The sequence below is a fragment of the Alcanivorax jadensis T9 genome, from assembly GCF_000756655.1.
Taxonomy (GTDB): domain Bacteria; phylum Pseudomonadota; class Gammaproteobacteria; order Pseudomonadales; family Alcanivoracaceae; genus Alcanivorax; species Alcanivorax jadensis.
The window spans coordinates 190178-209792 of record NZ_ARXU01000003.1 but is presented as its reverse complement, the minus strand read 5'-3'; the positions used below and the strand labels follow the sequence as shown (position 1 = coordinate 209792).

The window sequence follows — 19615 nt, the reverse complement described above, 5'->3', positions numbered from 1 at the left end:
GGTTATTTGTCGTCCGGGGCTGCGGCCGGTTGCGGAAGCTGTTTGGGCGAGGTGTATTTCACCCCGTTGGTGGCGCAGGCACCGCAGGCGTTACCGTATTCGCCGAGAATGCCACCTTGCTCGTCATAGCCAAAGGCAGGGCGGTAATCCATGGTGCACATGTCGGGCGGATCATCCGGGCAAGTGGTGGTGCCTTCCGGCAGCCCGGCGGGGTAATCGGTGTCGTACTGGGTGGCGCAGGCGGTAACCAGCAAGGCAAAAGCGGGCACAACCAGGGCAACAGCTTTCATTGACGATCTCCTGAAATTTTCCGTCACCGGCAGGCGACGGCACACCTTGTGAACCCCAAGGATAGATAAAGTTCGCGTCCGGCGCATGCTTCGTATCCATTGAGGCTACAGCATCTGCAAAAAACCTTTTTACCACAGAGGGCACAGAGGCACTGAGAAAAACCATTTCATGCTTTTTTATGGCATGCAGAAAACGTCAACCTTTCTCGTTTTCTGCTGCGGCTAAAGAAAGCAAAAACCTGAACCCCTCTGTGACTCTGTGCCCTCTGTGGTAAAAATGGGTTTTCTACCCAGGCTTCACCCAGTAATGGCGCCTCTCGCAAGCGCACCCGCCAGACCGTAAACTGCTTTGCCGTTTTCTCTGCTTTGTCACGAGGTTTTCATGGCGTCCAACATCGACTGGCGAAATATTCCCGCCGCTATCTGGCGGGGCCGTTCCGGCACCCTGCGGCCAGTGAGCCGGCCGGATCCGGTGCGGCTGGCGGATCTGCTCGGCATCGATACCCAGAAAGCGAAAATTCTGCAGAACACGGAGCGGTTTCTGCGCGGCGAACCCTGTAACCATGTGCTGCTGTGGGGCAGCCGGGGCACCGGCAAGTCATCCATCGTCAAGGCGTTACTGAACGAGTACGCACCGCGCGGGCTGCGGGTGATCGAGATGGACAAGGATGACCTGCAGGATCTGCCGGACATCGTCGACGATATTCGTGAACGCAGTCAGCGCTTTATCGTTTACTGCGATGATCTTTCGTTTGAAGACGGTGAAAACCAGTACAAGCATCTGAAAAGCGTACTGGAGGGCTCCCTGGAATTGCCGCCGGAAAATGTGCGCCTCTACGCCACCAGCAACCGCCGTCATCTGGTGCCGGAATACATGAAGGACAATGAGCAGAGCCAGGTGGTGGGCCGGGAGATTCATCACGGTGATGTGGTGGAGGAAAAGATTTCCCTGTCCGATCGCTTCGGGCTGGCGCTGAGCTTCTACCCGATCAGCGAACCGCAGTATTTCGAGATCGTCGATCATCTGTTTGGCGAGGTAAAAGACCGGGATCAGTTACACGTGCGCGCCCGGCGTTTTTCCATAGAGAAAGGCGTGCGCTCCGGGCGCACGGCGCGGCAGTTTTATAATCAGTTTGTGGGGGAGTTTTGAGAGCGAGCCGCAAGCTACAAGCTTCAAGCTGCAACGCGGATCACCTCTTTCTGTATCTTCAAGGATAGAGGCCGCGCTCAATGTGTGTTCGCGGCCTCTATGGTTCGTGAATGCACTGTTCTTTATCGCGTTTTAGCTTGTGGCTTGAAGCTTGTGGCTTGCTACTGCTTCACAACCGCTGGGCGGTGGCGTCGCAGATGGCATTAACCGCCTTGCGGGCCGCCGGGATGACGCCGCCCATGGTAAGAAAACCGTGCACCAGTTGCGGGTAATCCAGTGAGGTGACATCCACCCCAGACGCCCGCAGTTTTTCGCCGTATTCCAGCCCTTCGTCGCGCAGCGGGTCGGTGGCAGTGATCAGGATAGTCGACGGCAGGCCGGCCAGGTCCGGGTTGCGCAGGGGCGAAACGCGGTAGTCTTCGATCAGTGCCTGATCCTGAATGAACTGGCTGCGGAACCAGGTCAGCAACGCCAGATCCAGCCCGAAGCCCTGGCCCAGGGTCTGCACCGACGGATGCTTGAGGGCGCCGTCGGTGGTCGGGTAGATCAGCACTTGCAGGGCAGGCAACGCCAGGCCGGCCTGTTTCGCCTGCTGGCAGACCACTGTACTGAGATTGCCGCCCGCACTATCGCCCATCACCGCCAGCCGCTGCGGGTCCAGCCCCATGGCAGCGGTATTATCGAGCAGCCAGCGCCAGGCAGCCAGACTGTCATCCGCCGCCGCCGGAGACGGATGCTCCGGGGACAACCTGTAATCCACACTCAACACCACGGCATTGGTACGGTCGGCAATGTAGCGGCACAGGCGATCGTACTCATCCACCCCCCCCACGGTGAAACCACCGCCATGGAAAAACAGGATTGCCGGGGCCACCCGCGGCGCCAGGGCCGGGCGATAACGGCGCACCCGCATCTGGCTGCCATCATCCAGCGGCACCTGATGATCCACCACCACCGGCAGGGGCACTGGCGCCACATCCAGCAGGTTGATGACATCACGGTACAGGCGGCGGGCCTGCTCTACGGTGCCGCTGTCCAGCGTCGGTTTGGCGCCGCTGAGCGCCAGCAGGAAGCGCAGGCGGGAATCCAGATGGGAGCGACTGTGGGTTTCCAGGCCGGCGGACAACTTGTCCAGCACCGCACCGGGCAGGCTCATCAGGGCGCGCACCGCGCCACGCTCGAATACTGCAGGATTCATTGGTTTTCCTCTCTGTACCTGCCGCCTGCCCGTGTTGCATGTAGCGTGCGGCATGAAGCGTTACTAAAAATACCACTCCAGACCGCCTTCGATGCCGGTCACGGTGATGTATTCCTTGTCCACATACTGCATGTACTGGAGCGTCAGCCCCAGATTGAAGCTGGTGCGCACACCGACACCGGCACCAAAGGCCAGGCTGGTGTCATCATTGCGCGTGACATCATTCCAGCAGCGTATCGCGTTGCAACGGCGCCGACTGGTTTTCACCTTCACATCGGCAATGCCGGCAAAGCCCTGCACGAAAAACTCGTCCACATAGGCATCCACCACGGGCAGGGTAACCGGTGACTGGAAGGGCAGCCGGCCAGTGGCCAGCAAAGCGCCGATGTGATCTACGGTGTAATCCACCTTGTTGCGGCTGTTCTCTGCCCGCCAGGTATCACCGGACGGCGCCACCGCGGCGCGCAATTCCACTCCCCAGTGCGGGTCGATCATGCCGCCCAGACGCACACCCACCCCGGTGGGGGTCAGCTCGCGGCTGTCGTAATCCAGGGTGATGTTCATCAGGTTGCCGGCCACATAGCCGAATCGCTGGTCCTGATAGTGCGCCACCCCCTCCGCCTGGCTGGCAGCAGAAAACAGTAGGCCGAGAAACAGAATCCCGTAACGCATGACAAGTCTTCCTTTTGTTATTGTTGGAGATGCGTCGTCATTATTTCATGGCGTGTTATACCATTGCTCGCCCGCAGAGTCCGGTCATCTGCGGCCTTTTTGCAGAGAAGGAAACCCATGTCCGTTTATACGCCGCTCAGTCACAGTCAGCTTGCCCTGGTTCTGGATAGTTACGGCTATCGGCTGCTGGATTTCCGGGCGGCCAGCCACGGCATCGAAAACAGCACCTTTCTAATTGAGGCCCAAGATCGCCACCAGCAGCCTGCGCCACTGGTGCTGACGATCTTCGAAACCCTGGACCACGATGCACTCGCCCCCTATCTGGTGTTGCTGGGCCACCTGGCGGAACAGGGTCTGCCGGTGCCCGCACCACTGACGGATCATCACGGCCAGGACCAGATCACTGTCGCCGGCAAGCCGGCGGTGCTGATGCCGCGCCTGCCCGGCGAGCACGATTTCGCCGTGGATCTGGACCGCTGCCGGCAGGTGGGCGCGCTGCTGGCCCGACTGCACCGCTGTGATACCGGCGCTCTGCTGGCGCTGCCCGATGAACGTCGGCGGCTGGAGACGCTGGCCACCCAGCTGAACCAGCTGCCGGACGATCACCGCGAGGGGGCCAGGGCGCTATTGAGCGACTGGCAGGCACGACCCGCCGGCACCACCCTGATCCACGGCGACCTGTTCCGCGACAATCTGCTGTGGCAACAGGGCCGCATCAGCGCCCTGCTGGATTTCTACAACGCCTGCCTGGATTACCCGGAATACGATCTGGCGGTGACCCTTAACGACTGGTGCGTGGACAGCAACGGTAAACCGGTGGCGGCACGGGAACAGGCGTTGCTGGAAGGCTATCGCGAACACGGCGGTCAGCTGGACGACAGCCTGTTACTGGAGGCGCTGGCGGTGGCTGCACTGCGCTTCTGGCTGTCGCGGCTGGCAGGGCCGGTGTCCGAGTATAGCGAGGGGCAAGGCAGCAAGGACCCGGAAGAGTTTGCGCGGATTTTTCAGTGGCGGATTGGGGCGTTGGCGGGGTAGGGGGAAGCCGTAAGCTACGAGCCTCTAGCTTCTAGCTGCGACGCGAAGAAAGCGTCTTGGTAACGATTTGCTTGTTCACTCCGCGCTGATGTTCTCTATAAAACACGAAAAAACCGCGCCCGGAGGGTGCGGTTTTTTCGTAGCTCGTAGCTCGTAGCACGTAGCTCGTAGCTCGTAGCTCGTAGCTCGTAGCTCGTAGCTCGTAGCTCGTAGCTCGTAGCTCGTAGCTCGTAGCTCGTAGCTCGTAGCTCGTAGCTCGTAGCTCGTAGCTCGTAGCTCGTAGCTCGTAGCTCGTAGCTCGTAGCTCGTAGCTCGTAGCTCGTAGCTCGTAGCTCGTAGCTCGTAGCTCGTAGCTCGTAGCTCGTAGCTCGTAGCTCGTAGCTCGTAGCTCGTAGCTCGTAGCTCGTAGCTCGTAGCTCGTAGCTCGTAGCTCGTAGCTCGTAGCTCGTAGCTCGTAGCTCGTAGCTCGTAGCTCGTAGCTCGTAGCTTATTCCGACCCGGACAGGATCAGATGATTCAGGTGCGCCAAGTACTCTTCTTCCCGCCACAGCCAGTCATAGGCCGGGCAGGCCAGCGAGGTGGGGGTCATGGATTCCACGCCCTGGGTGAGGGCGCTGACTACCATCATCTCGTGCAGATCGGCCCAGCCGGTGGGCAGGCGACGCAGATGGCGTGGTTGGCGAACGAAGCCTTCACCGATCACCGGCTGCAGGCGCCGCAGGCGGGTAAAGGCCATGCGCCGCTGCAACTGGTCTTCCATGCGCCGCTGCCAGTGCATACCGCCGGCATCCAGCAATAACTGCTTCACCGGGCTGGCCAGGCGCCGGGCCAGGCCGGTCATGGGTACGGCCTCGCCGCTGGCCAGTCGATAGCGCGGATCATCATCCAGCCACAGGCTGAAATCGAGAAAATCCAGCTCACTGGTATCCAGTTGCCGCAATTGCTCGCTGATCTGGGTGGTGGTGCTCAGCCCGATGGGCACGCCGGGAAACAGGGCATGCAGGGCGCGGGGAATATCCAGCAGATACGCTTCGATGCGCTCGGCGGCGCTGGCGGACCAGCGCGGCGGCAAAGGCCGATCCGGGGATCGGTTGAACACCCGGCGGGTAACACCGTGAGCATAGGGCTGCGCGGGAAAATGATGACAGAAATCCACCCCTGCCACGTCATCCAGATAACCCCATTCCTGCACCAGGGCCAGGGTATCGCTCCACACAGTGACGAAGTCTTCGGGGCGTCGCACGAAGGAACGGCGGGCGCGGCTGTCGTCCACAAAACGGCTGCTGAACCACACCTTCAGGCCACGCTCGTGGGCGGATTGCAGCAGTTGCTGCAGGCTGTGGCGAATCTTCACTTCCACAGGGTCGTGACCCGGTGCCTGCAGTTCGCAACGATCCAGGTGGACGCCGTTTTCCGGGCAGGCAATCAGGTGCGGGCAGGGGTCCAGGCGCAGGGCATTGAAACCGCGTTGCTGGGTTTCATCGAGCACTTTTTCCAGCGACGCAAAGGCGCCGTGACGAGAATCACGGTCCAGCAGCCAGGAGAGGTCCCAGCAGGCCATTGCGATAGGTTTACTTTGCTGTGCCATTCAGGCCCTGCACCCGTTTCAGATTAAGCGCTCCAGCATACCGGTTTCCGGGACGGCCTCAATGGCCCTGAGTCCGCCGGGTAATTTTTGACCCGCCTTGACACTTGATGGCGCTCACAAGCCGGTTTCCCCCCGGGTGAGGGAGCGCTATGATCGGGTTATGAAAAAAATACTGATTGCCCTGTTAATGGCCCCGGGCCTGGTCGTGGCCGCGGAACAATTGCCTGACTCCGCGCCACCGGACAACGATGCTCCAAAAACCCGGGAGCAGGTTCCCGCTCAGCCGCTGGACGGCAAAGAGTTGGAGGCCATGTATCTGGAATCACCACGGGAACTGGATACCAGTGATGAAAGCCGGGGCATGAATGCGGTCAGCCCGGAGGGTCGTTACCTGGAAGACGAACAGCAGGAGTTTCGCCAACGGCAGGCAGAAAACGTGCGCCCTCCGGAGCTACGCGACAATGCTCCACCCCCACCGCCACCCACGTTGATTCCGATTCGGGAGCTTTAGCAGCTGCGAGTGGCGAGCGGCGCGAACCGAGCTTGGCGAGGATTGAGGGAGTAATGTAGGAGCGGCGCTTGAGCCGCGAACCGAGCTTGGCGAGGCGACAAGCTCAGGAACTACCCGCCATTACTTTCTGAAACCTGTCGAGCGCTGATATTCCTGATCGCCCTACGGGCGATTTCCGCGCAAGCGCGGTTCGCACCTCAAGCGGTGCTCCTACAGCGACTTCGAAGAAGGCTCGGAGCTTGAGGAACTTGCGGACCTTTCCCTACCCTACGAGCGTAGCTCGTAGCTTCAGCCCGCCCCCGCCTGCAGGCACGCTTTAAACCCTTCCACCAACCGGTCTCGCCAGGTCAGATAATCCAGCTCCGGATAGTCCCGGCCCAGCGGGTCCAGGGGGTGTATCTGGCAATCCGGACACAGGCGGGTGATCAGGGCGGCGCGGGCTTCCGGTTCGCGGATGGCGCAACGCACCTGCTGGTCGCGGATCTGGCTGGCCAGCTCGACAAAACGACGGCTGCCCGGCCCCGCATCCAGTTGCCGGGACACCACCAGCGGCTCCGCCAGCCCCAGTGTCTCGGTGAGATAGCCCCAGGGGTGGTGGTAGCTGAGCCAGGGAATGTCGCTCAACCCGGCCAGTGCCTGGTGATGATGACCCTGACGGGTGGTGGCGGCCTGCTGCCAGCGGTCCGGCTCGCCCTGATTCAGCCCCTGCGGGTAACGCTGTGCCAGCGCCCCGGCCAGCAACATCATGTTGTCCAGGGACAGCCACAGGTGCGGGTCCAGGGTGGCGTCGCCGTGGTCCGAATCATGGTGCTCGTGGTCATGGTCATGATCCCCTTCCCGGCGATGGACGCCTTCCAGCTCCAGCAGGGCCAGGGTAGGGCCCTGCCGACGCGCTACCAGGGGTGCCAGCGGCGCCTCCACCGTCTCGCCCAGCCACACCAGCAGATCCGCCTGCTGCACCAGCATGGCCTGCCGCGGAGACAGGGCCAGCTGATGGGGGTTCTGGTTGGCCTGCAACAGGGTCACCACCTGCACCTGGTCGCCATAAAGCCCGCGCAGCACCTTGGCCAACGGCTCCACACTGGCGACCAGAGTCTGGCTCATTGCCTGGGCACTGAGCATCATCAACATTACCAACCACAAACTGCGCATCACTTCCTCGTATAGCACCCTGTAGGAGCGTCGCTGGCGGCGCGACAACCCAAAACCTGAAAAGCGGTATTTACCACAGAGGGCACCGAGATCACTAAGGAAAAACAAAAGGGGTTCTCTCTGTGTGCTCTGTGCCCTCTATGGTGAAATGGCTTTTGATCCTGGTTTCTGATCGCGCCGCCAGCTGCGTTCCTACAGAAAGCCTGCTTCGTGCAGGCGAAAGGCCGGCAGTATATCATTGCGCCTTTGTTCTTCGGGCACTTTTGCTATGTCGGAACCTCTGGTCAATGTACAGGCGGTGTCAGTCACCCTAGGTGGCAACAGCGTGCTGTCCGAGGTCAGCCTGACCCTGGCCCCCGGGCGCATCACCACCCTGATCGGCCCCAATGGCGCTGGCAAAAGCACTCTGGCGCGGGTAGTGCTGGGCCTGGTCACGCCGTCCAGCGGCTCGGTGAACCGTCGCAAGGGGCTGCGGGTGGGCTATATGCCCCAGCACATCAAGATCGACGACAGCCTGCCGCTCACCGTGGACCGGTTCCTGTGGCTGGCCGCTCCCGGCCCCACGTCCGCCCGGCGGGCGGCGCTGGAGCAGGCCGGCGTAGCCCATCTGCGTCGCCGCGCGGTGCAGCAGCTGTCCGGCGGTGAGATGCAACGAGTGCTGCTCGCCCGAGCGCTGCTGCGCAAGCCCGACCTGCTGGTGCTGGACGAGCCGGCCCAGGGGGTGGATGTGGCCGGCCAGAATGCCCTCTACGGGCTGCTCAAGTCGGTCCGCGATGACCTGGGCTGCGCCATCCTGCTGATTTCCCACGACTTACATCTGGTGATGGCGGCCACCGACGAGGTGATCTGCCTGCAGCGCCATGTGTGCTGTTCCGGCAGCCCGGAATCGGTGAGCCGGGACCCGGCCTACCACGAACTGTTCGGCCCCGGTGGCGGCACCCCCAACCTGGCGCTCTACACCCACGATCATGATCACGACCATGATCTGCACGGCGACGCCCAGCCGGGCCATCAACACGACGGGAATTGCCACCATGATTGAGCTGTTGTTGCCGCCGCTGTTCGCCGGCCTGGCCGTGGCCCTGGTGTCCGGCCCCATGGGCGCCTTCGTGGTCTGGCGGCGGATGGCCTTTTTCGGTGACACCCTGGCCCACGGCGCCCTGCTTGGCGCGGCTCTTGGCCTGGCACTGGATATCAGCCTGTACCTGGCGGTGGTGGCCGTGTGCCTGGGCCTGGCAGGCGCCCTCACTGCGCTGCAGCACCAGCAACAACTGGCCAGCGATACACTACTCGGCATCGTCGCCCATACCACCCTGGCTCTGGGGGTGATTGCCATCAGCTTGCAAGAGGGCATCCAGGTGGACCTGTTTGCCTACCTGTTCGGTGACCTGCTGGCGGTGGGCTGGCAGGATGCGCTGGCCCTGTGGGCTGGCGCCATCCTGATTCTGCTGCTGATGCTGTGGCAATGGCGGTCGCTGCTGAGCATCACCGTCAGCGAGGAGCTGGCCCAGGTGGAAGGGGTGGCAGTGCAGCGCACCCGGCTGCTGCTGATGCTGTTGCTGGCCCTGCTGATCGCCGGGGCCATCCGCACCGTGGGGGTACTGCTGATCACCTCCCTGCTGGTAATCCCCGCCGCCAGTGCCCGCCGGCTGACCCATACCCCGGCGCAGATGGCCGCGGTGGCCAGTGTGCTGGGCACCCTGTCAGTGCTGGCCGGGCTGGCGGTGAGCTGGTTTGCCAACACCCCGGTGGGACCCTCCATTGTGGTCGCCGCCAGTAGTGTGTTTGTGCTGACGTTGTTGCGGAAACCGGCCTGACGGTTTCTCTCTGTAGGAGCACCTCTTGAGGTGCGAACCGGAGCCATAGCGAGGGGGTCGGGTTTCTATCTAAACCTGTCGAGCCCTGAAATTCCTGATTGCCCTGCGGGCAATTTCCGCGTTTGCACGCGGTTCGCCTCCTGGAAGGGAACTCCTACAGCGATCTGGTAGAACGGTTTGTGGAGTGTGAATGAGTTTGTCCCTTAACCGCCGCATCTGGATGCTGGCATGGCCGCTGTTGCTGTCCAACCTGACCGCACCGTTGCTGGGTCTGGTGGACACCGCCGTGGTGGGGCACCTGGATCATCCGCGTTATCTGGCGGCGGTGGCGCTGGGTGGCAACTTCTTCATGTTCCTGTATTTCTCGTTCAACTTCCTGCGCATGGGCACCACCGGCTTTGCCTCCCAGGCGCGGGGCGGCGAGAAGGACACCCGGGTGGTGTTACTGCGCGGCCTGTTGTTATCCACCGGGCTGGGGCTGGCGCTGATTGCCCTGTCACCACTGCTGCGGGAAACCGGCCTGTGGCTGCTGGGCGGCAGTGATGATGTTCAGGGTCTGGCCGGCGACTACATCAACATTCGCATTCTTGGCGCCCCGGCCGCGCTGGCCAATTTCGCCCTGATCGGCTTCGCCATCGGCACCCATAACACCCGGGTGCCACTGAAGATGACGGTGCTGATGCACAGCACCAATGCCCTGCTGGACATTCTGCTGGTGCAGGTCTGGCATCTGGATGTGCGCGGGGTAGCCATTGCCAGTGCCACCGCGGAATACGTGGGACTGGCCGGCGGCCTGTTCTGGCTACGCGGCGCCCTGCGTCCACCGGCACGGCAGGAACGACTGTGGCAGCCACACGCCATCCTGGCATTGATGGCGGTGAACCGGGATATCTTTCTGCGCAGCCTTGCTCTGCTCAGCTGCTTCTTTTTCTTCGCCGCCCAGGGCGCGCGGCTGGGTGACGCGGTACTGGCCGCCAATGCGGTGCTGATCACTTTCCTGCTGCTGCTCAGTAACCTGCTCGACGGCTTTGCCAACGCAGCAGAAGCCCTGGTGGGCGAGGCCCACGGCAAGAACGATCACCAGGCCCTGGGCCAGGCCATTGGCGCCACCGGACGCTGGACTGTGGCCTGTGCGGCACTTGGTCTACTGGCATTCAGTCTCGGCGGTGTGCCGCTGATTCATCTGCTCACCGACCTGCCTGATATCCGCGACACTGCCATCACCTATCTGCCGTGGATGCTGCTGTTACCACTCACCGCCAGTGCCGGCTTCTGGCTGGACGGCATTTTCGTGGGCGCCACCTGGGGCGCCGCCATGCGTAACACCATGCTGGTGGCAGTGGGGATCTTCTTTGTGCTCTGGGCACTGAACCGGGGCTGGGACAACCACGGCCTATGGCTGGCCATGAACGGCTTTATGGCCGGGCGGGGAATATTGATGGGTTGGGTGCTGAAAAAACGACTTGCAACACCCGGCTATCAGCGGCAATCGTGACAGGCACTTGAAAACTCACTACTGGATAGTCTGGGTAGACCGTGCACAGTAGCGTTTAGCCGTTTCGCCTCCGGCACTACGAACCTTTTTCAAACAAGCGCTGTAGCTATTGCGTGGAATGACCTGCAAAGACTGATCCCGAACCACCACTTCATAGGTGTGTGTGGGGTTAATCTGACCACTCTTATCCCAGCCGCTGAAGTCCTGACGACCCAGAGCACAGGTATAACTGAGGCTGTAGGTAAAGCCGCGCACCGCATTGGTGATGTGGGAATAGACCTGCCACTTGCCATTGCGGCCGTACATCATTTCCCGCTTGCAGCTTTTCAGATCAGTGATGACGTCATCCTGAAAGAACACGACCTGATTGTAGGTAGTACCATCCAGATCGAACCGTGCTACCAGGTATACTTTCTCATCCTCCTCCGCCAGTACAGGCTGAAAAAACGCCGCCAATCCCGTCACTATTACTGCAGCCAGCGCCCCCGAAATTCCTTTTTTCATCAATATTCCATCTATTTTTATTGAAGGCACAAACCTTAGCGAACTCAGCCAAGGGCTGCCAGCGGCATCGATAAACGCAAAACCGCCCCGACTAGCGGAGCGGTTTTACGAGCGTGGAGTGCCGGGTCCTGCCATCGACAGAGATGAATTGCAGGACTTCAGCTGCGTTTGACTAACGCTTCAGCGCCCCATCCTTGTCCAGCTGCGAGACGATGCTCTTGGCGTAGCCCTTGGCGCCATTCTTCAGGCTATCCGGGTTCATGCTACGCGACTGGGCCTGCCACACCGGGCGCTTGCGTTCCACGCTGTAGACCTGGGTCTGCAGGTAATAGTCCTTGGCGTTGTGATAGTAACCGGGCTGATAGATCGCGCCGTAGCTGTGGCCCACATAGGGGCCGTAGCCCAGGTAAGCTGGCGCCGAGGGCATCGGCACATAGTCGACCTGAGGCGGCACATACTCGGAGCGTTCTTCGACCTTCAGCAACGACACCACCATAACGCCGTCGGCGCCGCTGGCCTTGACCGCAGCCTCGACCTGGGCACGGTAGGCATCCCGTTCTACCTCTCGCTCACCCAGGGTCTCATTGGCCAGCGAGGCTTCAACAGCCCGATGATTCAGGCTTTTGCGCACCTGATTTTCAGCCGTGGCGGCCACCGCAGGGTCATCTGCCAGCACCAGCACATACAGGTGCCGGAAGGTAGGATGAGATTCACCGGTTTTGGTCTGCCAGGTGGAATGGGTTTCGGTGGTGGTGGCACAGGCGGTCAGTAGCAGGAGCATACTGGCGATAACCAACAGGGGATTGCGTCGCATGTCAGGTCCTTTTGAAGAGAGGCATTGGCATCGGGCGCATGAGTCAACGCCCACAGGATCAAGTTCAAGGATTTTTATAACAGACCCAAAACGAACAAGCGATACCCGGCTATTTTTGTTTTGACGCCCAGATGGCCAGTTTGTGCTGAATTGACGGCTGGGACACTTGATCTTCCGGCAACGGCTGAATCACCTTGTCATGCACCAGCAGGCGATAGATGTACTCGAGCTTTTCCGACGCAGAGTCGGTGGCCTCGAACTCCACCACACCCCGCTTTTCGGCATAATCCACCCCCAGCGTAATGGCTTTCTTTACCAGTTCTTTTTCGTTTTTGAGTTTTTTCATCACCATTCCCTGTATCGGTTCATCCCCAGCGTACTGGATGATTTGGCTTTACCAAAGGGAAAAGCGAGAGCTATTGGGCACCCGCCTATTTTATAGCCCAGCTATTGAAGAAAAGATTTCAGCTCCTACAAGAACCCATCAGCCTTACCCGTTTCAGGAAACTGAAGCTGCTCAAAAACCGGCAATAGAGTTTCGCCAAAGGCCTACAGCTCAGGATTAGAGGCCTGAATACCCAGCGCTCTCACAGCGCCGCTGCCATCAACTGAGATAGACAAAACAGCCACACCTCATCGTAATCCAACCACTAAGGTTTCATGGTTTCTGCTCTTGGCAGTACCGCTTTATCCTTGACTACACAGTTACGGAGTTCCGCTTCCTTATTTATCAGGCTTGCCAGCCAATCTCTATTCGTGACTCCATTGCGCTTTTTATCAAGATAAGGCTGAAAATCTTCATGCACAGGGGATTGATCTTCAAAGCAGATAGGCGCATGCACATCCAGAGTTTTTGCTTCTTCCTTGGTGGGAGACACCGAGACATGGGCTCGAAACAAATCGGCAACAGCAGAGAAAAACGCTTCATTCGAGAAGTCGCTTTCAGTGATAGAAACGCGCTCTAACTTTCCTTCTGCATTGAATACAAGATGGTATTTAGCACAGCCTTGTTCGAGAATGGTATTGGCATGACACCGATAGAGCTGCCCCATCATCGGCACAATTTCCCTGAGGGCAGTATCAGCTTCAGCAACTCGCTGCTTCTCCGACGCCTGACCAAGCAAGGGAAATAACGTAACCAGCACTGCTACCGTACTAATCTTTTTCATCACATCCTTGTCATGAAAAGCTGAGGGTTATTTTTTCTTGCCGCCAGGCATGATGAACTTCATCAAGGTCATGAACCACATCAGCTGGCCCGGGTCGCCTTCGATCTTGATATCGCCGGCCTGCATCCCTTCCATGAAAGCCATCTGGTTTTTGCCGGCCACCTGCAGGGTGCGGAAAGCGTAGTTGGCGTCCTTGAAATTCAGGGTGACGGTAGGCTGACCATGCAGGCCACCTTTCGACACCACCTTGCCCGGCGTGAAATGAAAGCTGCGCGCCGGCTTGCCGTTAAAGGTACGCCACTGCATCACCACGTCGCGGTTTTCCAACTGCTTGCGAAAGCCCGCATCACGCCAGGCCAGCCAGCGCAGACGCCAGCCGAGGATCAGCAAAACCAGTGCAAATTTCATGGGCGTTCCTTTGTTGGGTTGCCGATTGCAGGAGCCTGCCTGGCGGTTCGCCATGCGAGCATAGCTCCTACGGCGGGCCGCCGTTAGGGCATCAACGGCGGCAGTTCCTTGTTGAGCTTCATTTTCTCTTTCACCGCATCACCGGTGAGCGCGTAGCCCTGCAGGCTGCCATCCTTGCCACGGAACAGGGCCTGAACGTTGTTGCCGTCTTCCTGGATTTCCCATTCGCCGTTGTCGGCATCTGCCGGCGGGCACACCACCACCGGGCAGGCCGGGGTCTTGATGGTGACCGGCATGACACCGTAGCTCACTGCAGTGGTTTCACCGGCCAGGGTCTTGGCCAGGGCACGGGCGGAGGCCATCAGCGGCAGCACGTAGGGCAGCACGTGACCCTGCACTTCAGCGCAGTCGCCCAGGGCGTAGATATCCTCAGCGCTGGTCTGCAGAGTCTTGTCGGTGATGATGCCACGGTTGATGGCCAGGCCGGCTTCCTTGGCCAGGGCAATACGCGGACGCAGGCCGATTGCGGACAGCACCACGTCGGACTCGATACGGGTGCCGTCGGACAGCTCGGTGACCAGCTGATTGTTATCACCGTGGTTCACCGCCTGGGCCAGAGGACCGAACTGGAAGGTCACGCCCAGATCCGCCAGACCCCGGCCGACTGCCGCAGATGCCGGCTCGGGCAGTAGCAGCGGCAGGCAGCGCCCCTGGGGCTCCACCAGAGTCACCTCATAACCACCGTTGGACAGATCGTTGGCAAATTCACAGCCGATCAGGCCACCACCCAGAATGGTGACTTTCTTTGCCCCCTTCAGGGCGGTGCGGAATTTGCCGTAGTCCATCAGATCGTTGACGGAGAACACATCGCCCACAGCATCGCCTTCCAGCGGCGGGGTCCAGGTATCAGCCCCCAACGCCAGCACCAGCTTGCTGTAGTCCAGGTGGTCGTCCGGCAGCAGTACACGCTTGCCGGAGGGGTCGATTTCCGCCACATGCACGTCGGTGCGCACTTCCACATTGAACTGCTCGGCAACCTTTTCCGGCGTGGCCATGCACAGGTCATCAGCGGTTTTTTCCTTGGTAAAACCGGCGGACAGCATGGGCTTGGAATAGTTACGGCCGTCGTCGCTGGTGATCACAACGATGGGCGTTTCCTTGTCCAGCTTGCGGAATTCCTTGACGGTATTAAAGCCGGCAAGGCCGGAACCGATGATGACGATAGGTTGCATGAACAGTCCTTAATTAATCAGTGAACGGGCGGAATGACTGTGTGGGTCAGAGCTTAACGGCTCAGATTTCCACCATTTCGAAGTCGTCCTTGCCCACGCCACAATCCGGGCAGACCCAGTCTTCCGGCACATCATCCCAGGCCGTACCGGGGGCAATACCCTCATCGGGCAGACCTTCGGCTTCGTCATAGATGAAACCGCACACTACGCATTCCCACTTCTTCATCGTGAACCTCGTCGAATTGGAGTAAGTACTCGCTTACTCTGCTACATACAGGGTGTATCTCGGGGGGCGATAACCTATCGGCGCACGCCCGAAAAATCAATGACATTGGGCACTGGCACGCATTGGCGCCGGGGTCCATTTGCCTGGCCCAAGGCCATTATCGCTTGCCGGCAAGCGCTCGCAGACCGGCGCGCTGCTGACTTGCCCTGAGTCACTGCTTGCGCCATAGTCCTGCGGCCTGCGATGTTGAGAGACCCATGCTGCCTGCCGCCCTGCATCCTGACAGCCTTTGGCGCCCGCTGGAACAGCTGGTGCTGCCGCCCCGTATCCGTGAGTGGATGGCGGATCCGGCGTCCCTGACCCTGCGTCTGAAGCGCCACGGCCAGTTCCGGGTGGAGCCTGGCTACCACGCCATCAGCTTTCCCCGAGCCGACGAACGGCAACTGCTGGACCTGGCTCCCCGGCGGGCGGCACTGATCCGCGAGGTCACTCTGCTGCTGGACGACACCCCGGTGGTGGCCGCCCGCAGCGTTCTGCCCCTGACCAGCCTCACCGGCGCCAATCGCTCCCTGGGCCATATGGGTAGCCGCTCCCTGGGCCTGGAACTCTACAAACGCCCCACCTGCCTGCGCGACCAGGTCTGGGCCCGCCTTGGAAGCCCTGCAGAAGCCATGCCAGTGTGCTGGGGGCGCCAGTCCCGTTTCATCAAACGCGGTGAGCCGTTGCTGGTAGCAGAATACTTTCTGCCGGCACTGTGGGAGAAGGTGGGCGCTACTAGCGTTTCTTCACTGCTGTAGGAGCACCTCTTGAGGTGCGAACCGAGCGTAGCGAGGAAATGGTTTTCACCGCAGTCACCCTGCCTGGAGGGAGAGACGGTTCAAATCTGAGAGTTATCGCGACCATTCGAGGCTTCGCACCTCAAGAGGTGCTCCTACAAGGCGCCTTGAAACTTTCCACTTTCAACTTGAAACTTAACCCCGCCCCTGACAACCGGATGTCCCATGTTTGCCTTCGTTGAACAGCGCTACCCCCAAGCCTGGCCCTATATACAGCTGATGCGCCTGGATCGCCCCATCGGTACGCTGCTGCTGCTGTGGCCCACCCTGTGGGCGGTGTGGATTGCCGGTAATGGCACGCCGAGCCTGAAAACCGTGCTGATCTTCATTCTCGGGGTGATCATCATGCGTGCCGCCGGCTGCGTGATTAACGACTTTGCCGACCGGGATTTCGATGGTGACGTGGAACGCACCAAAGGTCGTCCACTGGCCACCGGTGCCATCAGCGCCAAGAAAGCCCTGGCCCTGTTCTGTGGACTGGGGCTGCTGGCCTTTGTGCTGGTGCTGTTCCTCAACGAGCTGACCTTCTGGTTGTCCTTCGGTGGCCTCGGGCTTGCTGTTCTTTACCCCTTCACCAAACGCTTCACCTTCATGCCGCAACTGTTTCTGGGCGCCGCCTTCAGCTGGGCCATCCCCATGGCATTTGCCGCCGAAACCGGGGCAGTGCCGGAAATCGCCTGGCTATTGTATGTGGCCAACCTGGTGTGGACTGTGGCCTACGACACCGAATACGCCATGTGCGACCGGGAAGACGACCTGAAACTGGGCATCAAGAGCACCGCCATCCTGTTCGGCGATGCGGACCGGCTGATGATCGCCATCCTCCAGGGTCTGACTCTGCTGGCGCTGATCATGGTGGGACAACGGCTGGACTTCTCTTGGCCCTGGTACGTGGGCCTGGGCGGCATGACCCTGAGCTTCCTGTTCCAGCACAGTCTGATCCGCTACCGGGAACGCTGGCCCAGCTTCCACGCTTTTCTCAATAACCACTGGGCCGGAGCGTGCGTGTTTGTCGGGTTATATTTCCAGTATCTTTGAGTGGCAAGCTACAAGCTTCGAGTTGCAACGCGACATAGGGTAATGCCACTCGTTAGCCGTGATGACCCGCGCTGAGATTTTTTCTGTTTTTCCTCAGCAGCGCGAAGTGCCGTATCCATCCATCGGCACATGCCCTGAATTGGTGTTATAGCTCGCCTCTTGCTTTTCCCCCAAAAATCCGCCCAACTTGTCATACGAATGTCACAAAAAAGCAATCTAATAGGGCAACATAGATAGACAGGCAAGGAAGGAAAGCCATGTCCCGTAACCGTATTTTGATTGTTGACGACGAGCCCGCTATTCGGGAAATGGTGGCCGTTGCCTTGGAGCTGGCTGATTTTGATGTGCTGGAGGCAGAAAATGCCCAACGCGGCCACGAAATTATTGTCGATGAACGCCCGGATCTGGTGCTGCTGGACTGGATGCTGCCGTCGATCACCGGCATTGAGCTGGCCCGCCGCCTCAAGCGTGATGAGACCACCAACGAGATTCCCATCATCATGCTCACCGCCAAGAGCGAAGAGGACAACAAGATCCAGGGCCTGGACGTGGGCGCCGATGACTACATCACCAAGCCGTTTTCCACCCGCGAGCTGATTTCCCGCATCAAGGCGGTACTGCGCCGGGCTTCCAGTACGGCGGCGGACAAGGCCATTGAAGTGGAAGGTCTCTGCCTGGATCCGGTCAGCCATCGCATCAGCGCAGACGACGAACCCGTGGACATGGGCCCGACGGAATACCGGCTGCTGGAATTCTTCATGAGCCACCAGGAACGGGCCTACTCGCGCACCCAGTTACTGGATCAGGTGTGGGGCGCCAACGTGTATGTGGAAGACCGCACCATCGATGTGCATATCCGCCGCCTGCGCAAAGCCCTGGCTCCCTTCGGCTACGACCGTTTTATCCAGACGGTACGCGGCACCGGCTACCGTTTTTCAGTAAAATCCGCCAAGGCAGGCTGAACCGATCCGGTCTGCGCTGCGCATTGCGCGCAATCAGAAGAGGTGGTGCAATGCGAGTCGGTTACGATTAATGCACCCACGTAGCCGCAACGGGGCGGTGGAAGCGAGATCATGAAAGCCAGTCTGGCCAAGGAAGTAAATCGCATTGTCGGCCTGTTACTGCTGGCCGCTCTGGCGGCGTTAGCGGTGGGCAACATCTGGCCACTGCTGGCAGGCATGCTGGGCTATATCATCTGGAGCACCCGGCAGTTGTTTGGCCTGTACAGCTGGCTGGTGCGCGATGACCATACCGAGCCACCGGACAGCACCGGCCTGTGGGGCGAGTTCTACACTCGCCTTGAACACCTTTTCCAGAAAGAACGCCGCGCCCAGGAAAACCTGCAAGGCATCATTCACCGCGCCCAACAATCGGTGAATGCCCTGGAAGATGTGGTCATCCTCATCGATCAACACGGCTACCTGGAGTACTGGAACCAGGCCGCAGAACACTATATGGGTTTCAATGCCCGCCAGGACCTGGGCCAACCGCTCACCAACCTGATCCGCCATCCGAAATTTACCGAATACCTTAGCCAGGGAGATTTTCGTGACGCCCTGGAAATTCCCTCGCCGGTAGACGACAACCGCATCCTGCAATTTCGCGTCACCGAGTTTGGTGTGGGCGAACAGTTGATGATGGCCCGGGACGTGACCCGGCTCCATCACCTGGAACAGATGCGCAAGGATTTCGTGGCCAACGTGAGCCACGAACTGAAAACCCCGCTGACCGTGCTCAAGGGTTACCTTGAAACCCTGCTTGATACCGTACCGGAAGAACAGTCGCGCCTGCGCCGGGCGCTCACCCAGATGGACAACCAGTCCAACCGCATGGAAGCTCTGGTCTCGGATCTGCTGTTGTTGGCCCGACTGGAAGGCACCGACGCGGACAACCTGAGCCAGGCGGTACCGGTCCACGGCATGCTCAAACGCATGCGCGAAAATGCCCTCGCACTCAGCGCCGACAAGGCCCACAGCATCGAGCTGGACGTGACCGAAGAGGCCCGCCTGATCGCCAACCCGGCAGAGCTGGAAAGCGCGTTCGGCAACCTGATCACCAATGCGGTGAAATACACTCCCGCCGGTGGCCAGATCCAGATTCGCTGGTGGCAGGATGAACGCGGCGCGCATCTGGCAGTGAGCGACAACGGCGTCGGCATTGATCCGGCCCACATTCCGCGCCTCACCGAACGCTTCTATCGCCCGGATAACAGCCGCGTCACCGAGACCGGCGGCACCGGTCTGGGCCTGGCCATCGTCAAGCACGTGATGATCCGCCACAACGGCAAACTGGAAATCAAGAGCGAACTGGGCAAGGGCAGCGTCTTTACCTGTCATTTCCCGGCGGATCGGTTGGTGAGTAAACCCACGGCGGTGGCGGGGTAAAAAGCCAGCGTAGGAGCGCCGCTTGAGGCGCGAACCGAGCGAGCGAGGCAGCAACCCAAAGGCGATGTCCTCGCCGAGGCTCGGTTCGCGCCTCAA

Annotated in this window: 22 protein-coding genes; 10 read left to right on the top strand and 12 right to left on the bottom strand. The window is 60.2% G+C overall.

Features of this window, described 5'->3' with window-relative positions; all coding sequences use genetic code 11:
* Positions 1-2: 2 nt before the first annotated feature.
* Positions 3-290 carry a hypothetical protein gene (locus T9A_RS05650; RefSeq protein WP_052042524.1) on the bottom strand — a complete coding sequence of 96 codons (288 nt, stop codon included), beginning with the start codon at positions 288-290 and terminating at the stop codon, positions 3-5.
* Between the two features lie 382 nt (positions 291-672).
* Between T9A_RS05650 and T9A_RS05645 the strand changes: the two genes are divergently transcribed.
* The gene (locus tag T9A_RS05645; RefSeq protein ID WP_035245896.1) at positions 673-1440 is read left to right on the top strand and encodes an ATP-binding protein; all 768 of its coding nucleotides are present in this window, start codon (positions 673-675) and stop codon (positions 1438-1440) included.
* A gap of 169 nt (positions 1441-1609) precedes the next feature.
* On the opposite strand, the gene T9A_RS05640 is transcribed toward T9A_RS05645, so the two are convergent.
* Complete coding sequence (locus T9A_RS05640; RefSeq protein ID WP_035245893.1) at positions 1610-2638, bottom strand: alpha/beta hydrolase; 1029 nt, start codon at positions 2636-2638, stop codon at positions 1610-1612.
* A gap of 63 nt (positions 2639-2701) precedes the next feature.
* Positions 2702-3310 carry an outer membrane beta-barrel protein gene (locus T9A_RS05635; RefSeq protein WP_035245891.1) on the bottom strand — a complete coding sequence of 203 codons (609 nt, stop codon included), beginning with the start codon at positions 3308-3310 and terminating at the stop codon, positions 2702-2704.
* 117 nt (positions 3311-3427) lie between these two features.
* Here T9A_RS05635 and T9A_RS05630 point away from each other — a divergent pair, with 117 nt between their 5' ends.
* Complete coding sequence (locus T9A_RS05630) at positions 3428-4345, top strand: phosphotransferase (protein ID WP_035245889.1); 918 nt, start codon at positions 3428-3430, stop codon at positions 4343-4345.
* A gap of 487 nt (positions 4346-4832) precedes the next feature.
* Here the strand turns inward: T9A_RS05630 and T9A_RS05625 are convergent, their stop codons facing one another.
* Positions 4833-5933: a cellulase-like family protein gene (locus T9A_RS05625; protein ID WP_035245887.1), complete on the bottom strand. Its 1101-nt coding sequence runs from the start codon at positions 5931-5933 to the stop codon at positions 4833-4835.
* Between the two features lie 160 nt (positions 5934-6093).
* Between T9A_RS05625 and T9A_RS05620 the strand changes: the two genes are divergently transcribed.
* Positions 6094-6444 carry a hypothetical protein gene (locus T9A_RS05620; RefSeq protein WP_035245886.1) on the top strand — a complete coding sequence of 117 codons (351 nt, stop codon included), beginning with the start codon at positions 6094-6096 and terminating at the stop codon, positions 6442-6444.
* Between the two features lie 288 nt (positions 6445-6732).
* Here the strand turns inward: T9A_RS05620 and T9A_RS05615 are convergent, their stop codons facing one another.
* On the bottom strand, positions 6733-7596 hold the full coding sequence (locus tag T9A_RS05615) for a metal ABC transporter substrate-binding protein (protein ID WP_035245879.1): 864 nt from the start codon (positions 7594-7596) through the stop codon (positions 6733-6735).
* 268 nt (positions 7597-7864) lie between these two features.
* Between T9A_RS05615 and znuC the strand changes: the two genes are divergently transcribed.
* The 3 genes from znuC (at position 7865) to T9A_RS05600 (ending at position 10908) form a co-directional block, all read left to right on the top strand.
* Positions 7865-8638 (top strand): zinc ABC transporter ATP-binding protein ZnuC, encoded by a 774-nt coding sequence (znuC, locus tag T9A_RS05610; protein ID WP_035245877.1) that lies wholly within the window; start codon positions 7865-7867, stop codon positions 8636-8638.
* Positions 8631-9413: a zinc ABC transporter permease subunit ZnuB gene (gene znuB / locus T9A_RS05605; protein ID WP_035245874.1), complete on the top strand. Its 783-nt coding sequence runs from the start codon at positions 8631-8633 to the stop codon at positions 9411-9413. Before znuC ends, znuB begins: the two co-directional genes overlap by 8 nt.
* A 190-nt stretch (positions 9414-9603) precedes the next feature.
* Positions 9604-10908 (top strand): MATE family efflux transporter, encoded by a 1305-nt coding sequence (locus T9A_RS05600; RefSeq protein ID WP_035245872.1) that lies wholly within the window; start codon positions 9604-9606, stop codon positions 10906-10908.
* A gap of 18 nt (positions 10909-10926) precedes the next feature.
* On the opposite strand, the gene T9A_RS05595 is transcribed toward T9A_RS05600, so the two are convergent.
* The 7 genes from T9A_RS05595 to rd all read right to left on the bottom strand — a co-directional run bounded on the left by T9A_RS05595 (position 10927) and on the right by rd (position 15261).
* Complete coding sequence (locus T9A_RS05595) at positions 10927-11412, bottom strand: hypothetical protein (protein ID WP_035245869.1); 486 nt, start codon at positions 11410-11412, stop codon at positions 10927-10929.
* A 172-nt stretch (positions 11413-11584) separates the two neighbouring features.
* Complete coding sequence (locus T9A_RS05590; protein WP_035245863.1) at positions 11585-12226, bottom strand: hypothetical protein; 642 nt, start codon at positions 12224-12226, stop codon at positions 11585-11587.
* Positions 12227-12335: 109 nt separating this feature from the next.
* Positions 12336-12572, bottom strand: a complete 237-nt coding sequence (locus T9A_RS05585) for a DUF5062 family protein (RefSeq protein WP_035245861.1) — start codon at positions 12570-12572, stop codon at positions 12336-12338.
* Positions 12573-12876: 304 nt separating this feature from the next.
* On the bottom strand, positions 12877-13398 hold the full coding sequence (locus T9A_RS05580) for a hypothetical protein (RefSeq protein ID WP_198030620.1): 522 nt from the start codon (positions 13396-13398) through the stop codon (positions 12877-12879).
* A 24-nt stretch (positions 13399-13422) separates the two neighbouring features.
* Entirely contained in the window at positions 13423-13803 is a 381-nt protein-coding gene (locus T9A_RS05575) for a hypothetical protein (protein ID WP_035245857.1), read from the bottom strand.
* Positions 13804-13886: 83 nt separating this feature from the next.
* Positions 13887-15035, bottom strand: coding sequence for an NAD(P)/FAD-dependent oxidoreductase (locus T9A_RS05570; protein ID WP_035245855.1), 1149 nt, complete (start codon positions 15033-15035; stop codon positions 13887-13889).
* Between the two features lie 61 nt (positions 15036-15096).
* Entirely contained in the window at positions 15097-15261 is a 165-nt protein-coding gene (gene rd / locus T9A_RS05565) for a rubredoxin (RefSeq protein WP_035245853.1), read from the bottom strand.
* 257 nt (positions 15262-15518) lie between these two features.
* Between rd and T9A_RS05560 the strand changes: the two genes are divergently transcribed.
* The 4 genes from T9A_RS05560 (at position 15519) to phoR (ending at position 19519) form a co-directional block, all read left to right on the top strand.
* On the top strand, positions 15519-16058 hold the full coding sequence (locus T9A_RS05560) for a chorismate--pyruvate lyase family protein (RefSeq protein WP_035245852.1): 540 nt from the start codon (positions 15519-15521) through the stop codon (positions 16056-16058).
* Between the two features lie 204 nt (positions 16059-16262).
* Complete coding sequence (gene ubiA / locus T9A_RS05555) at positions 16263-17135, top strand: 4-hydroxybenzoate octaprenyltransferase (RefSeq protein WP_035245850.1); 873 nt, start codon at positions 16263-16265, stop codon at positions 17133-17135.
* A 257-nt stretch (positions 17136-17392) separates the two neighbouring features.
* Positions 17393-18097: a phosphate regulon transcriptional regulator PhoB gene (gene phoB / locus T9A_RS05550; protein WP_035245848.1), complete on the top strand. Its 705-nt coding sequence runs from the start codon at positions 17393-17395 to the stop codon at positions 18095-18097.
* A gap of 111 nt (positions 18098-18208) precedes the next feature.
* The gene (gene phoR, locus T9A_RS05545; RefSeq protein WP_035245847.1) at positions 18209-19519 is read left to right on the top strand and encodes a phosphate regulon sensor histidine kinase PhoR; all 1311 of its coding nucleotides are present in this window, start codon (positions 18209-18211) and stop codon (positions 19517-19519) included.
* Positions 19520-19615: the final 96 nt, after the last annotated feature.

Bases quoted from the DNA above. Each gene is read 5' to 3' on its own strand.
- T9A_RS05650 (WP_052042524.1), bottom strand. From the start codon at position 290: ATGAAAGCTGTTGCCCTGGTTGTGCCCGCTTTTGCCTTGCTGGTTACC.
- T9A_RS05645 (WP_035245896.1), top strand. From the start codon at position 673: ATGGCGTCCAACATCGACTGGCGAAATATTCCCGCCGCTATCTGGCGG.
- T9A_RS05640 (WP_035245893.1), bottom strand. From the start codon at position 2,638: ATGAATCCTGCAGTATTCGAGCGTGGCGCGGTGCGCGCCCTGATGAGC.
- T9A_RS05635 (WP_035245891.1), bottom strand. From the start codon at position 3,310: ATGCGTTACGGGATTCTGTTTCTCGGCCTACTGTTTTCTGCTGCCAGC.
- T9A_RS05630 (WP_035245889.1), top strand. From the start codon at position 3,428: ATGTCCGTTTATACGCCGCTCAGTCACAGTCAGCTTGCCCTGGTTCTG.
- T9A_RS05625 (WP_035245887.1), bottom strand. From the start codon at position 5,933: ATGGCACAGCAAAGTAAACCTATCGCAATGGCCTGCTGGGACCTCTCC.
- T9A_RS05620 (WP_035245886.1), top strand. From the start codon at position 6,094: ATGAAAAAAATACTGATTGCCCTGTTAATGGCCCCGGGCCTGGTCGTG.
- T9A_RS05615 (WP_035245879.1), bottom strand. From the start codon at position 7,596: ATGCGCAGTTTGTGGTTGGTAATGTTGATGATGCTCAGTGCCCAGGCA.
- znuC (WP_035245877.1), top strand. From the start codon at position 7,865: ATGTCGGAACCTCTGGTCAATGTACAGGCGGTGTCAGTCACCCTAGGT.
- znuB (WP_035245874.1), top strand. From the start codon at position 8,631: ATGATTGAGCTGTTGTTGCCGCCGCTGTTCGCCGGCCTGGCCGTGGCC.
- T9A_RS05600 (WP_035245872.1), top strand. From the start codon at position 9,604: ATGAGTTTGTCCCTTAACCGCCGCATCTGGATGCTGGCATGGCCGCTG.
- T9A_RS05595 (WP_035245869.1), bottom strand. From the start codon at position 11,412: ATGAAAAAAGGAATTTCGGGGGCGCTGGCTGCAGTAATAGTGACGGGA.
- T9A_RS05590 (WP_035245863.1), bottom strand. From the start codon at position 12,226: ATGCGACGCAATCCCCTGTTGGTTATCGCCAGTATGCTCCTGCTACTG.
- T9A_RS05585 (WP_035245861.1), bottom strand. From the start codon at position 12,572: ATGAAAAAACTCAAAAACGAAAAAGAACTGGTAAAGAAAGCCATTACG.
- T9A_RS05575 (WP_035245857.1), bottom strand. From the start codon at position 13,803: ATGAAATTTGCACTGGTTTTGCTGATCCTCGGCTGGCGTCTGCGCTGG.
- T9A_RS05570 (WP_035245855.1), bottom strand. From the start codon at position 15,035: ATGCAACCTATCGTCATCATCGGTTCCGGCCTTGCCGGCTTTAATACC.
- rd (WP_035245853.1), bottom strand. From the start codon at position 15,261: ATGAAGAAGTGGGAATGCGTAGTGTGCGGTTTCATCTATGACGAAGCC.
- T9A_RS05560 (WP_035245852.1), top strand. From the start codon at position 15,519: ATGCTGCCTGCCGCCCTGCATCCTGACAGCCTTTGGCGCCCGCTGGAA.
- ubiA (WP_035245850.1), top strand. From the start codon at position 16,263: ATGTTTGCCTTCGTTGAACAGCGCTACCCCCAAGCCTGGCCCTATATA.
- phoB (WP_035245848.1), top strand. From the start codon at position 17,393: ATGTCCCGTAACCGTATTTTGATTGTTGACGACGAGCCCGCTATTCGG.
- phoR (WP_035245847.1), top strand. From the start codon at position 18,209: ATGAAAGCCAGTCTGGCCAAGGAAGTAAATCGCATTGTCGGCCTGTTA.